Annotated in this window: 7 protein-coding genes and 1 pseudogene; 5 read left to right on the plus strand and 3 right to left on the minus strand. The window is 66.7% G+C overall.

The annotated features are described in order from the left end of the window. Entirely contained in the window at window positions 1-288 is a 288-nt protein-coding gene (locus tag AQI88_RS40300) for a hypothetical protein (RefSeq protein WP_067010458.1), read from the minus strand. 105 nt (window positions 289-393) lie between these two features. Between AQI88_RS40300 and AQI88_RS44415 the strand changes: the two are divergent. From AQI88_RS44415 to fxsT, 4 genes and pseudogenes are all read left to right on the plus strand, one after another. Further along, window positions 394-744, plus strand: a pseudogene (locus AQI88_RS44415) (transposase); the annotation flags it as partial. A 218-nt stretch (window positions 745-962) separates the two neighbouring features. Continuing rightward, window positions 963-2,876 (plus strand): dynamin family protein, encoded by a 1,914-nt coding sequence (locus AQI88_RS40305; protein WP_159050528.1) that lies wholly within the window; start codon window positions 963-965, stop codon window positions 2,874-2,876. Window positions 2,877-2,879: 3 nt separating this feature from the next. Then, window positions 2,880-4,979 carry a dynamin family protein gene (locus tag AQI88_RS40310; RefSeq protein ID WP_079058139.1) on the plus strand — a complete coding sequence of 700 codons (2,100 nt, stop codon included), beginning with the start codon at window positions 2,880-2,882 and terminating at the stop codon, window positions 4,977-4,979. A gap of 1,181 nt (window positions 4,980-6,160) precedes the next feature. Continuing rightward, complete coding sequence (gene fxsT, locus AQI88_RS40320) at window positions 6,161-8,524, plus strand: FxSxx-COOH system tetratricopeptide repeat protein (RefSeq protein ID WP_067010468.1); 2,364 nt, start codon at window positions 6,161-6,163, stop codon at window positions 8,522-8,524. A 2,006-nt stretch (window positions 8,525-10,530) separates the two neighbouring features. Here fxsT and AQI88_RS40325 read toward each other — a convergent pair. Beyond that, a complete protein-coding gene (locus tag AQI88_RS40325) occupies window positions 10,531-11,214 on the minus strand; it encodes an ANTAR domain-containing protein (RefSeq protein WP_067010471.1) in 684 nt (227 codons plus the stop codon). A gap of 125 nt (window positions 11,215-11,339) precedes the next feature. Here AQI88_RS40325 and AQI88_RS40330 point away from each other — a divergent pair, with 125 nt between their 5' ends. Further along, a complete protein-coding gene (locus AQI88_RS40330) occupies window positions 11,340-12,311 on the plus strand; it encodes an anti-sigma factor RsbA family regulatory protein (RefSeq protein WP_067010474.1) in 972 nt (323 codons plus the stop codon). 59 nt (window positions 12,312-12,370) lie between these two features. Here AQI88_RS40330 and mreB read toward each other — a convergent pair whose 3' ends face one another. Beyond that, complete coding sequence (gene mreB, locus AQI88_RS40335; RefSeq protein WP_067010477.1) at window positions 12,371-13,408, minus strand: rod shape-determining protein; 1,038 nt, start codon at window positions 13,406-13,408, stop codon at window positions 12,371-12,373. Between the last annotated feature and the right edge of the window lie 133 nt (window positions 13,409-13,541).

A 13,541-nucleotide genomic window follows, 5' to 3' on the forward strand; every position in this document is an offset into this window, starting at 1 on the left:
TTAGGCGGACACATATGTGAGTGCCGGATACACCTCCGGGTCGCCCTCGACACCGGCCTCACGGAGGATCGGAATGAGGATCTCGGCGAAGCGGTTGAGGGCCTCCTCGGACTCCCAGACGTCGACGACGCGGAAGGTGCTCTCGCCCTGTCCCGCGATGTGTGCGAGCAAACCTTCTACGGGCCAGTCGGCTGGAGATTCCATCCGGTTCTTGCCCCCCGTCAACTTGCGGTTGGTCTCCTCGTACTGCTCCTGTGTGAACTCGGGGGAGATGAGGACGATCGGCATTTGGGTCCTTCCAGATCGCGGAGACGCGGCATGGGGCTGCCACGTCTGGGCCGGAATCAGGCGACGGCGACGTCCGCCTGTTCACATAGCGATCCTGGGTCGCGTCGCAGCATCGCGCATGACTTGCTGCTCCACACGAGACGGAGTCACGCCCGTCGAGGAGGGCGAACGTTGCCTGATGCGGCACTAGCACCAGCTACCCGCAGATCCGGCTCCTCCATCCGCGGCGAGCAACCCTCCCGGCGAGGCAACAAACGGCTCAAGAGGGCCTTCCGCCTCGCCGCGTTCGCCTCACTGTCCCAGCCTGACTCCCGCGCCTACTACGACAGGAAACGACGCGAGGACAAGCACCACGTCGCAGCCCTTGTCAGCCTCGCCCGACGCCGCATCGACGTCCTCTTCGCCATGCTCCGGGACGGCACCTTCTACCAGCCACCCACCCCGGCCACCGTTTGACGAAGACCATAGGTGCACTTTTTCGACGTCCAATGACACACGTCGGTTCGATGCGTCGAACGAGATCGATCGTTGTGCAGCAGAGAGTAGCTAAGTCGACGCGAAGCGTGTAACCATCACAGTTGGTCGGGACGCGCAGTGCGACGGGGGCGCAGTTGATGGAAGCTACTCGATGGGCAGAACTTCGGCAGGATCAGGACATCGTACGGCTAGGGGGCTTGACTGACGCTATCCGTGCTCTTGTGGCGGAGGCGGGCATCGAACCGTCCGCCCACTCGCAGCTCTTGGACCGCGACTGGCTGCAGCGCGTCACGGACCGGGTGTCGGCAATGTTCTCGGTCTTCGTCATTGGCCAGGTGTCGAGTGGGAAATCCTCACTTATCAACTCGCTTATCGGGCGAAAACTGCTGATATCAGACCCGAATCCGACGGATGGTGTCATCGCGGTTCTCAACGGCCTCGGGGAGTCCGAGACCGAGGAGTACGCCGAGCGTGTGTGGGCGGACGGGCGCATCACCCGCTTCACCTCGGTCGGGGAAGGGGTGCAGTTCCTGCAACAACAGGATGCTCTGGTCGCGAGGCAGTTAGCGTGCCGGGAGGTCCGATTCTACCTGCGCGAACCGATCCTCCGCAGACTTCGACTGATCAGCACGCCGGGACTGGGCGACCGCATGCAGCAGTTCGAAGACGTAACACTCCGCTATCTCCGGGAGGACGAATCGGATCTGGTTCTGTGGACCTTCTTCCCGGAGAGCGCCGGCAACATCGAGGAGAGCAGGGTGTTCGCTCGTGCGCTCGCCAATCGCAAGGGCTCGGTCCTCGGCGTCGTAACGCGAAGCCTCGAAGGCCACGAGGATGATCCGACGTACGATCCCCACCTCGACCCGGAGTTGGCTGACGTGGTCGGCGGACTGCACGAGGCACTCGATGCGTACCTCTCGGGCGTCGTGCTCTATGACTCTGACCGGGCGCGCCACTTGGCGGAACGGAAACGGGCCGACCCTGCGCTGGTGATTGACGCTGAGTTCATTGGCGAAGTTGAACGCTGCGGGCTCGCCACCCTCCGGCGCACACTCGACGACCTGGTGGGGCCGGACGGAGAGAAGATCGAGCGATCCAGGGTGCGCTTGTTGCTCCTGCGGTGCGCTGGGCACGCGAGCGGCGTGGCCAATGATGTCGAGCCGCTGATGGAAGAGTTCTTCCGCAGGGCCGCCGCCAGTCAGCAGCATGTGGACAACTGGACGCGGCGTGAGCGCGAGGTGGTCGAACCCGCCCGGACGCTACTACGGGACGAGATCCAAACGGTGGCGGCCGAGCAAGGAGACGAATTGGCCCGGGTCATGGGCCGTGCCGCTGCCGACGCTGTTCTGCAGAACTTCAAGTTGATGGAGACTTTGGCACGCTCGGCGGTCGCATGGGCAAGTGATGTCGAATCCGCTGCCGACCGTCTCAACAAACACATCCAGTCGGCCACTGAAGAGGCAGTACGTCGTATCCGGTTCTGGGAGCGAACGGGTGCGATGGGCCAGGCGGTTGTCAACGAGCGACTGCGCGTACTGCGACAGGAACTTGGTGAGGAGCCGGCTCTCGACGTACCGGCGGCCGACGGGATTCCTGAGAGCGCGGGCCTGTTCTACGGAAGTCCGGGGGCGGCCGCACAGCACCAGGCAGGTGGGAGCGGTGGGACATTGGCCAAGGTCGCCATGGAGGCCGGGGCTGCCCTGGCCGCGGGAGTTGCCGCGAAGAATGCTGCCAAGACCGCTGCCGAGCAGGCCGCCAAGGCAGGAGGGGGCACCGCGGTGAAGGGCGCGGCCTCCGTCCTCTCAATCGTCCTTGCAGCGTTCGACGTCAAGAAGTTGGTGAATGAATTTGGAGAGGGGCGAGAGCGGCTCGCCGAGACGGTTCAGGCGTATTTCGAAACGGAGCGGCCAGCATTCACCAAGATGGTATTCGACCGCTTGTGGATATCGACGCAGGAGCAGCTCAACGCGCTGCTGGCGCCAAAGCGTAGCTCTCTGGTGCCGCACGCCGCCGCTGCCATGGCATGGAATGCGACTGCGGAGCAGATGAACAACCTCAGGGAAGAGCTGATAGCCATGTCCCAGCTATTCTCTGATCGAGCAGACTGTTAAGCCATGGAAGGGGCAGTGAACCGAGACCAAGCAGAATGTGAAAGCCAGGTCGGATCCGCGTCCGAGGAAAACCAATTCACACCCGGGCGCCTTCGCATCGAATCCCTCGCCCTGCTTGAAAGAATGTCCGCTTTGGTGCGGGCGGTGCAGGTGGGCGGTGCCGAGAATACAGCGTTCCAGGCCGATGTCCATGAGCTTTCGGCACGCTGGGCATACGACGCCCCGCTGGTGCTCCTGCTCGGTGCCTTTTCATCGGGAAAGACCAGCTTGCTGGCGCGGCTACTGGACTTAGCGTGGCTCCCCGCCGCGAAGACCGCAACCACCGCAATCCCAACCGAGTTCCGCTTCGGACCAGAACTGCGGGGCGAAGTACGGTTCCGCACTACGGTCCCCTTCACTTTGGCGCCAGGGGCCCTTCGCCGCAGTGCGCAGGCCACTGCACGTGAGCTACTCGCCTGGCTCCGTAACCCTGACGAATTCGGCGTACGAGAGGCTCACGAAGCCACAGGCGGTGACCGGATACCGATACAAACAGGGGTGCTCGCTGCCGAGTTGGAGCGAAAGGCCGTAGGCGGCGCGTCGCTCTCCGGCTCGGCCCGGTCCTTCGAACTGTCGCTGTTCCCACGGGAGCCAGAGGTGCTCGACCTTGCGGACCCCTCCGAGTTCGCCCGCTACCTGACCGACCCCCGGTTGGCTCTCACGCTCTCCAAGGCCATCTGCGAGCTGCCACACCCCCACCTGCAACACCTCGCCTTCCTGGACAGTGCCGGCTTGTGCTCGACGGTCGAGTTTCACGCCGACGTCGTGGAAGAACTGCGGCATCGCAAGCCGGACGGAGTCGTGGTGCTGCTGGATTCCCGTCGCCCAGACTCTCCCACGAACAAGGCCGCGCTTGATGCCCTGCGCCTCTTTGTCAGAACTCCCGCCGACTACCAGAGGGTAATGTTCGGCCTCACCTGGTGGGACCGTGCTCTGCGGCGGTTTATGAGTGGGGAGGACCATTCATCAGGGGCACCTCGTGATTTCAGCTCACAAGGCGAGCGGATTTTGGCGACCGCCGAACTCCTCCCGGCCATTCTCCACAAGCTCAAGGACATGGTCGCGGAGGTGGTGGGCGTGCCTGTGCCGGGTGACCCTACCGTGATTCCCCTGGCACTGGGCCCTGGGGCACCGGCTGAGATGCAGGAGGGACCGGCAGAGCTGTGCCGAAGGCTGGAGTCTGGATTCGCGGGACGACTCGGCGTTCGTATGTGGGCCGAACGGTGGAGCACTGCAGTCGACTTCGGTGGCTTGTTGCTGGCGGCGCACAAGAATGCCGTCGGTGAAGTGCGTCGCCGAATGCACCTTGTCGCCGACGATACAGACCGGGATTGGGAGGCACAGCGGATCATGCGTGAGCGCGAACAACTGCGGACGGCTGTCGCCCGCGCCACCCGGCAACTCACCGAGGTCATCACGTCGCACGAAAAGAAAATGCTGACGGAGATAGCAGGACGCCGACGCAAGAAGGACCTTCTGGAACACGCAGACTCGGGATACGACAGGGCAGCGGAAGCCGCCTTGGCGGCACTTGTCGATACAGCCGCATCCCAAGGCCAGATGATCTCTCGTTTCTACTCGGACATCAGTGCGTTGAGACCCATCTCGATCAACTTACGGCTACTAGGCCTTGACGGGGTGACGAAGAGCCGCGTCCGGGATCTGCTGAGCGGTGCCGAGTACTTGTTCAAGGCCACAAGTGACGCCGTGATCGGCAGCATCGTGGAACTGACGAAGGATGACCGCGAGGCCGCACGCGACATACTCAGGAATCGGCTGCGCACCACGATCGACATACTGATCGAAGCGGCACAATCCTGGTGCGCACGTGCTCGGATGCTCGAAGACCAGGCCGTGGCCGAGTTCCATGCACGATCCGATGCTCTGGCCGCTGGTCAGCAGGAAGCAGAGCGCCTGCAAGAGACGCTGGGACAGCGACTGGTCGTTCTGGAGAGCCTGGAGCAAGCGGTTCGAGAACTGGCCCGAGACATCGATGACTTCACAGGGGCGCTTGCCGCGCAGCGCGACAGGGAGGCGCGATCTTGGCCCGGGGCGCCGACGTGATGATCCCGGGGTCGGCACACGAGCGCGCATCACGAGGCCAGGGCAGTGGGCTGAGGTACCGAGAGCGGTGAGGCACGAGCTGGAGCCGGGCTCTGATCCGGAGGCGCGCGGGCGCGCCCAACCAGGGAGAGCACCCGGGTATACGTCGGTGTTCTCGTCGCCGCTGTCCGCGTCGCCATCACCGGAGCGCACTTCCGATTCAGAGGCTTCACGGCACCTGCCGGCGCCGATCGAGCCAAGCACCTCCGAGTGTGAAGCAGCACGGCCGGCATCGTCCGACCAGCCGGAGGAGACCTCGGGGGAGTGACACGTCGCCAAGGGCGCCAACGTCCGTGATGCCGATCACCAGCATCGCGAGCGGTATGACAGCGGTCAGCATCGCTTTCCTGCTCGAGTGCCGGGCCAGACTCGAAGCATTGCGGCGTTCACTTTTCCAGCACAGGCCATCTCTTGAGCAGTTGCTCTCCGACTGACCGATCAACTCGACTGAGCCGAACGGCCGAAACGTTGAGCCACGTCACCTGTGACATCGGGGCCAGGGTGTGCAGAGGTTCGAGTGCGCCGTTGAGGGAGTCGTGGGGTCGGCGCCCGTGGCTTCCGAATATCCGCACAAGGAAAGGGATTTTTTGGTGTTGGGGTGATGTGATCACGGTCAAAGGATAATGATAGTGGGATGACTGGGCGGTTGAGAGCATTGGCATGGAGTGGGGTCGTCGCCGGGGCTGCGGTCGCAGCCGGGCTGATTGCAGTCGCCGTGTTCGGGGACCTGAACACGGCCGGTCAGCTGGCGGGCATTGCAGGAGCGATCATCTCGCTGTTGGGCCTCGGGGCCTCGATGTACGCGCTGGTCTCGTATCCGCCTACACAGACAGACGCCAGGTCGATGACGAGAGCCACCGGCAGCCGGTCTGTCGCCGCGGGCGGGAGCATCGGCAGTGCGGTCACCGGCGACCAAGCGCATGGCGCGCTGGCCGGGGCCGGTGCCGCTCCCTTGCCGCAACCGCCTTCTCCTACGTCGTCCGGCCGGACGGTGCAGGCCTCCGGGCACCGAGCCGTCGCTGCAGGCGGTGACATCGGCAACGCCATCACCGGCGACGTCAGCACGGAGCCCGGTACCTCATGAGTCGGACTGAGCCGGCACCCGACATGAACCCCACAGCGGGGAGGCAACATTGGAGGGCATGCCGAAGGCGTCCGTGACCGCATCCGGACAGAAATCGGTCGCTGCGGGCGGCGATGTCGGCCAGGCGGTGACCGGCGATGGCGCTGTAGCAGTGCAGTATCAAATCCAGCACGCCTCGGTGCTGCCTGCACAGGCGTTCACGCCGGTTACCGAGGTGATGTGCCCGCCAAATTTGACGAACCTGCCGGAACGGCCGGGGATCTTCGTTGGGCGAGAGCAGGAACTCGGCCTCATGGACCGGGCGCTTGCCGCTGAGGCCGGGGTGGCCACACAGGTGGTGCACGGCTTGGGAGGTGTCGGAAAGTCGACGCTGGCGGCGCACTGGGCCGTCAGCCGCACAGGTGAGCGCAACCCGGTGTGGTGGATCACCGCTGATACCCCTTCTGCCCTTGACGCCGGGCTGGCTGCCCTGGCGGTGGCCCTGCAACCTGCCCTCACCGGCGTGCTGCCCTTCGAAACCCTGGCCGAACGCGCGGTGCAGTGGCTAGCTACCCACCAACAGTGGCTGTTGGTCCTGGACAACGTTGCTGAGCTCGCCGATATTCGGCCACTGCTCGCCCGCGTCCAAACCGGTGCCGTCGTGATTACTAGCCGCCGTGCCACCGGCTGGCATGGCATTGCAACCCCCGTTCAGCTTGACGTTCTAGAACAGGGAGAAGCCATTGAGTTGTTCGACCGCATCCTTACCTACGACCGGCCCAAGGCCACAAGCGACGGTGCCGGTTTGGTGTGCAACGAACTGGGCCTTCTGTCATTGGCGATTGAACAGGCCGCCGCATTCTGCGCCGAGACCAGCACCACCCCCCGAGATTACTTAGGCCTTCTGGCCAGCTATCCAGCCGAGTTATACGCGGCCAGCGCAGAAGGCGGCGACGCGGAGCGCACCATCGCGCGTATCTGGCACCTCACCCTGGACCGGCTCGCCGGCGACCCCCTCACCGGACAGATCCTGCGCACCCTCGCCTGGTACGCCCCCACCGACATCCCCCGTACCTTGCTGAACACGCTTGCCGCACCTCCGGCGCTGCTGCGTGCCCTAGGGCGGCTTGCTGCCCACAGCATGCTCACCCTCGACCAAGACAGCATCGCGGTGCACCGATTGGTGCAGGCCGTCTCCCGCACACCCGATCTGTGTGACCCCTACCGCCACCCCGACGCAATCACCGAAGCCCGCGCCTTCGCCACCAACGCCCTCACAGCAGCCCTCCCTGCCGACCCTGCGAACCCTTCGACTTGGGGCGTCTGGCGTGCACTGCTTCCGCACTCCGACGCCCTCACCCGCTATGTCACACCTGACACCGTCGAAACCGCTCGAATCCTCTACGAGACGGGACGATTCCTTCTTCATCAGGGCGCGGTGAACGGCGCCATGCCCCGGCTCCAGCGCGCCCTTGCGACCTATGAGCTGAATCTTGGTAGCGACCACTCCGATACCCTGGCTTCGCGGAGCGATCTTGCCGGCGCCTATGAATTTGCCGGAGACCTGCAGAGGGCGATTCCCCTGTACGAACAGACCCTTAATGAGCGCCGACGCCTCCTTGGCAACGACCACCCCGACACCCTGGCCTCGCGGAGCGATCTTGCCGGTGCCTATGAATCGGCGGGGGACCTGCAGCGGGCCATTCCTCTGTACGAAGAGACCCTCAACGACATCATCGAGGTACTGGGGAGCAGCCATCGCCATACCATCAGTCTTCGGAACAACCTTGCCTACGCCTACCAGTCTGCAGGCGATCTACAAAGAGCGATTACATTGTACGAACAGGCCCTCAGTGAGCGTGTTCGTATACTGGGCAATGACCACCCCGACACCCTGGCTTCCAGAAACCACCTCGCCAATGCGCTCCAGGCTGGAGGTAATCTGGAACGGGCCCTTGATCTGCATCAGCAGACACTTGCTCAGCACGTTCGTATCCTGGGCAGCGACCACCCGCATACCCTGGCCGCGCGCGACAACCTTGCTATGACCTTTGCACGGTCGGGTGATCTGCAGAGGGCGATTCCGCTGCACGAGCAGGTCCTCAGTGAGCGTGTTCGTATCCTGGGCAATGACCACCCCGACGTCCTAGCCTCGCGCAACAACCTTGCCAGTGCCTGTGAATCGGCCGGGGACCTGGAGCGGGCGATCGACCTATACGAAGAAGTCGTCAATGAATGCAGGCGACTCCTGGGCGAGGATAATCCCCAAACGCTGATTTCGCAGAACAACCTTGCCTACGCCTACCAGACCGCCGGCAACTGCTCGCGCGCGATTGCCTTGTACGAAAGCACCCTCACCGGATGTCGGCGAATCTTAGGTGTTCGCCACCCTCTTACCCTGACGGTGTTCCGCAATCTAGCTGCGTCGAGGCTGGGGCGGTAGGTAAGCAGACGCGTACAACGGACGGCGGCGACCCAATCAAGCAACCATTTCCTTCAGCTGGTGTCGGCGGCTCCACAGCCGCCGGCGAAGCCGTGATCCTCGGTAATAACATCAGCCGCACTGGGCTGGTCACCAGCACGAGCACCAGCGTCCCTGGCGCACTCTGGGAGTGCCTGGCATCGGTAAGGGAATCCGCTGCGGGTAGGTTCCAGACCCTTTCCGAGCTATCAGATCGGCCCCCAAAGTCCGTTGAGGCCGTCCATCCTGGGCCCGTTGAGGACACGTTGGGGACGCAAGGACAGGAACAGACTGACAAAGGCTCCAGGGAGCCAACAGGCGGCACGCACTCTGAGCTGCGAAAACGCCAAGAATCAGCGTAGAAGAGCAAGGGTCGCCAAGATCCTAAATGGACTCATAATCCGTCGGCCGTGGGTTCGAGTCCCACCCGCCCCACCAGGCACCGCAGGCGCAGAAACGATGTCACCTGTGGTGATGTGAGAACGGTGGTCGCCACACCGAGGCGGCGACCGCCGTTCACCCTCCCAGACCAAGATCCAGGGACGGGTGCCGCGGGAGCAGCCGACCTCGATCGGCGGGACCACCCCGGCGCGGTTGTGGCTCCAGTCCTCCGCGGGTGCGGATGAGGACCCATTCTCGGGTGGCCGGAGGAGGGAATGGGTGGCGTACTGCCACTGAGGGGGTTCTCCCTTTTCGACGCGGTCATGCGGGGAGGCCTCGTCGCGTTCGGATGAATCCGGATGCTCGCGCGTTCGGGATCTGACCCACAGTGGTGAATATGTGGGAGGGGTGGGCGAGCGCGCGGGCCGGTGAGGAAAAGCGTTTCCCTCCAGGGAGGCGGACTGTGCCGGGACGCTCCGCCGAATTGATCACGCCTTATCCACAGGCATCGCCGGGTGATCGCCGGGAGCGCAGAATCCCTCGGCGAGCGGCTGCGGCTCTGCCGTGGGGGAGGTACGCCCATGCCAGGTTCCGACTCCGACCCGCCCCCCCAGTGGTCGCGGACGGGACGACCCTGCTCGATGCCGGTGACGCCCCGCGCGCGGTGGTCCCGGCCGGTACGGGGTCGGCGCGGCCGTCCTCGACCGGCTGATGCAGCGGAAGCAGAGCGTGGCCCTCCGGGTGCTCGTGCTCGGAAAAAGAAGCGTTCTCCTTCCGGAACACGTGCAGAACCTTCATCCCCGTTATGAGCGGCTGATGAAGGACGCCGTCGCCCGGCCATGGCCTCACGCTGTCAACACGGCATTCGCCGCGTTCAATTCTGGAGCACCTGGATTCCCTGGTCGGTCGATGCGTGAATGCCCAACTGGCTGAAATACGTGAAGGATTCCCTCGTGTGGTACTGGGATTCGGCCGGCAAGCTCCTGGGTGCCGTTCATCTCCATTTCCCGGCGACCCGGAACGCCAGGCGGGCCCCAGGACTTGATCTGGGAGCGACGTCCCCGCGCCTGCCCACGCCGCCCATGACCCGCCGCAGATCCCGTACGGGTTCGGGCCGCCCCTCCCGTACAGCGCACCGGAAGCCGTGCTCGCCGGCCGGGAGGCGCGCGCCGTCGTGAACGTCACCGGGATGATCCCCGAAGTGGCAGGCGGCGCCGCGGACTTCGAGTGGGCGGAGATCGCCCGCATCGCACGTGCCCCCTCCTCGCGCGGCAGCCGGCTCGCCATGAGTGTCCAACTGTGGGGCGGCAGCGTGTACTTCTGCGAGCTGAACACCCGTCGCGCGGTCCGGTTCGCCGAGGGGGGCGTGTTCAGCAATTCATTTATTCGTCAACAGCCGGACACGACTCATGACTTGGCCCTGACGTGGCTTGGAAATGCCGTGGCCGGGGCACGGACCTCCTACGAGAAGCCGCCGCCGGGCGGTGCCGCAGGAGGAGGGCGTCATGGACCGTCGGATCCGGGTACGTGTCAGTCGTCGGCCCGCCGCCCCGCGCGGGCAGGAGATCGACCGCAGGACGCCCTCGGGGCGCATCCTGCCGTACTGATCACCCGTCATGCATGTGGCGGGCCACCGCCGCGCGCAGTGCCGTACGCAGATGCTCGGGCGGCACGGGGCCGTCCGGTGCCGTGCTCGCGGTGAGCGCCGCCGCCACGTCGCGCAGCTTGGTGTTGGACCGCTGGGAGGTCTCCCGCAGGATGTCCCACGCCTGCTCGGCGCTGCACGCGTGAGCGGCCATCAGGATGCCGCGCGCCTGGTCGATCACCGGGCGGGAGACGATCGCGTGGCGCAGCTGCTCGATCTCCACGCGCAGCCCGTGCAGTTGCTCTGCGCGCTCACGGGCCACCACGGAGGCGGTGCGGGCAGGCGGGTCGGCGGGCAGCGCGGTGCGCAGCGGATCGACGCAGTCCAGGCCCACCAGTTCCAGGATGCGACGCGGCTGGCCCCGCCAGCCCGTGGCCGCGACCGGTACGCCGCACCGGCGGCCGTACGCGCTGAGCACGTCCAGGAACTCCAGGCCTGCCGTGTCCATGAAGGACACGCCCGTCACGTCCAGCTCGATCCGGCCGACGCCCGCCGGCAGCGCGGCCAGGGCCGCGGCCAGCGTGTCCGTACAGCCGTGGACCAGCTCTCCGCGCGCGTCGAGAAGAGCGCGGCCCTCCTCGGTCCGGCCGCCGACGACCAGCGCGTCCAGCCGCCCGGTGTGCGGTGCTCGTGCCGCTGAGGTCATGTCTCCCCCTGCTCGGGTCCTCGTGGCTCGCCCCTCGTCTGCCCCCGGCACCCGGGCCTACACCCGGCGAGGGACGGACAAGGCGCATACTGGGCACCCGTGTTCATGTCCAGCTGGGAGACGGCGTGAGCGTCCCGGAGCCGGCGCGGCCCCCGACAGCCGAACCCTTCGTCCACCGCGCCCTCTTCTACGGCGACGCCCGGCAGTACCTGGCGGGCACCGTGCCCTTCGTCCGCGCCGCGCTGACCGCGGGCGAACCGGTCGCGGTCGCCGTCCCCGGCGAGAACCTGCGGCTGATCCGGGACGCGCTGGACGCGGACGCCGACGCCGACGCCGTACGGTTCCTGGACCTGCGCGAGGCCGGACGCAACCCCGGCCGGATCATCCCCGGTGTGCTGCGCGCCTTCGCCGACACCCAGCCGGCCGGCCGCCGGGTCCACATCATCGGCGAACCCGTCTGGGCCGGCCGCACCGCCGCCGAGTACCCCGCCTGCGCCCAGCACGAGGCGCTGGTCAACACCGCGTTCCAGGGCCGCCGGGTCACCATCCTGTGCCCCTACGACACCGCCCGCCTGGACGCCCGGGCGCTCGCCGACGCCCACGCCACCCACCCGCTCGTCATCCCGCCCGGCGCCACCACGCACCGCCCCAGCGAGACCTACGACCCCGAGGACGTCCTCGCCCGCTGCAACCAGCCGCTGCCGCCCGCCCCCGACACCGGTCCCGGCGTGCTCGCCCTCGCCTTCGACGACGGCTCCCTGTCCGCCGCCCGGCGCCTGGCCACCGAGCACGGCGCCCGGCTCGGCCTGGCCGGCCTGCGGCTGGAGGACCTGACCCTGATCACCGCCGAGCTGACCACCAACAGCGTGCTCCACGGCGGCGGGACGGGCACGCTCACCGTGTGGGCCGAGGGCGGGCACGTGCTGTGCCAGGTCCGCGACAAGGGCCGCCTGACCGACCCGCTGGCCGGCCGCCGCCCCGCCGCCCGTGACCAGCGCGGCGGCCGCGGCCTGCTCCTGGTCAACCTCGTGGCCGATCTGGTGCGCATGCACACCGGACAGGACGGCACGACCATCCGGAGCTACCTGGCACGGTGAGACGCCGACCCCTCACAGCGGCGCCTGCCGCACCCCCTTCGTGCCGTCGCCGGGCTGTCTCAGGCGGCCAGCGGGTTGAGGACCAGCGGTTCGATCCGGCCCTCCAGCATGGCGCCGAGGCCCTGTATGGCGCACACGTCGGGCCGTTCCGCGATGTGCACCGGGATGCCGGTCGCCTGGCGCAGCATCTGGTCGAGACCAGGCAGCAGGGCGGAGCCGCCGACCATCATGATCCCGTGGTCGGCGACATCGGCCACCAGGTCGGGCGGGCAGTCGCGCAGCACCTTGCCGATGCCGTCCAGGACGGCCGTCAGCGGGGTCTGGATGGCGTCGCGTACGGCGGCGGTGTCGACCCGCACACTGCGGGCGAGCCCGGTGGTCACGTCCAGCCCGCGGATCTCGGTCGCGGCCGGCCCGTGCGGGGTGAGTCCGTTGCCGGACAGGGCGAGCTGCAGCGGCCGCACGGACCGGCTGGGCAGCATCAGCTCGTGCTCGTGCCGCAGATGCTGCACGATCGCATGGTCGACGGACTCCCCGCCGACCGGGATCCGCTCGGCGGTGACGATGGACCCGAGGGAGAGCACGGCCACCTGCGTGGCCGCCGCCCCGCACACCATGATCATGGTTCCCTCGGGCCGTTCCACGGGCAGCCCGCACCCCACGGCGGCCGCGATGAGCGTGTCCACCAGCTCCACCCGCCGCGCGCCCAGCCCTACCAGCGTCTCGATCGTCGCCCGCTGGGCCAGCGGGTCGGCGTCGTGCGGGGTGCAGGCCGCCGCGCGCAGCCGGGGCTTGCGGCGCAGGCTGCGGCGCATCTTGTCGCCGATCAGGTGGCGCAGCATGCGCTGGGCCATCTCGATGTCGACGATGGTGCCACTGCTGATGGGCCGTACGACCCTGATGTAACTCGGCGTTCTCCCCGTCATCTTCTGCGCGAACTCGCCCACCGCGATGAGCGACTCGGTACGGGTGTTCACGGCCGCGACCGAGGGCTGGTCCACGACGAGACCGGCACCCTTCACATACACCCGGGTGCGGGCCGCACCCACGTCGACGGCGAAGTGGCAGCGGCGCAACTGCTCCAGGCTGACGGTCACGGGAGATCCTTCCGAGGGCGCGGTCCTTGGGGGCCGGATGGCGGCTTCTTTCGCATCCTCTGGGGGATTCCGGCGGCGCGCCTGCGGGAGGGGGCCGGGCGGGGCGCCGCTGAATGGGGGGTTCGGCCGTCCC

Source organism: Streptomyces cellostaticus, assembly GCF_001513965.1.
In the GTDB taxonomy this organism is placed as follows: Bacteria; Actinomycetota; Actinomycetes; order Streptomycetales; family Streptomycetaceae; genus Streptomyces; species Streptomyces cellostaticus.

What these genes read in the sequence shown, in the direction of transcription:
- AQI88_RS40310 (WP_079058139.1), top strand. Translation starts at nt 2,880, where the DNA reads ATGGAAGGGGCAGTGAACCGAGACCAAGCAGAATGTGAAAGCCAGGTC.
- AQI88_RS40325 (WP_067010471.1), bottom strand. Translation starts at nt 11,214, where the DNA reads ATGACCTCAGCGGCACGAGCACCGCACACCGGGCGGCTGGACGCGCTG.
- fxsT (WP_067010468.1), top strand. Translation starts at nt 6,161, where the DNA reads ATGCCGAAGGCGTCCGTGACCGCATCCGGACAGAAATCGGTCGCTGCG.
- AQI88_RS40300 (WP_067010458.1), bottom strand. Translation starts at nt 288, where the DNA reads ATGCCGATCGTCCTCATCTCCCCCGAGTTCACACAGGAGCAGTACGAG.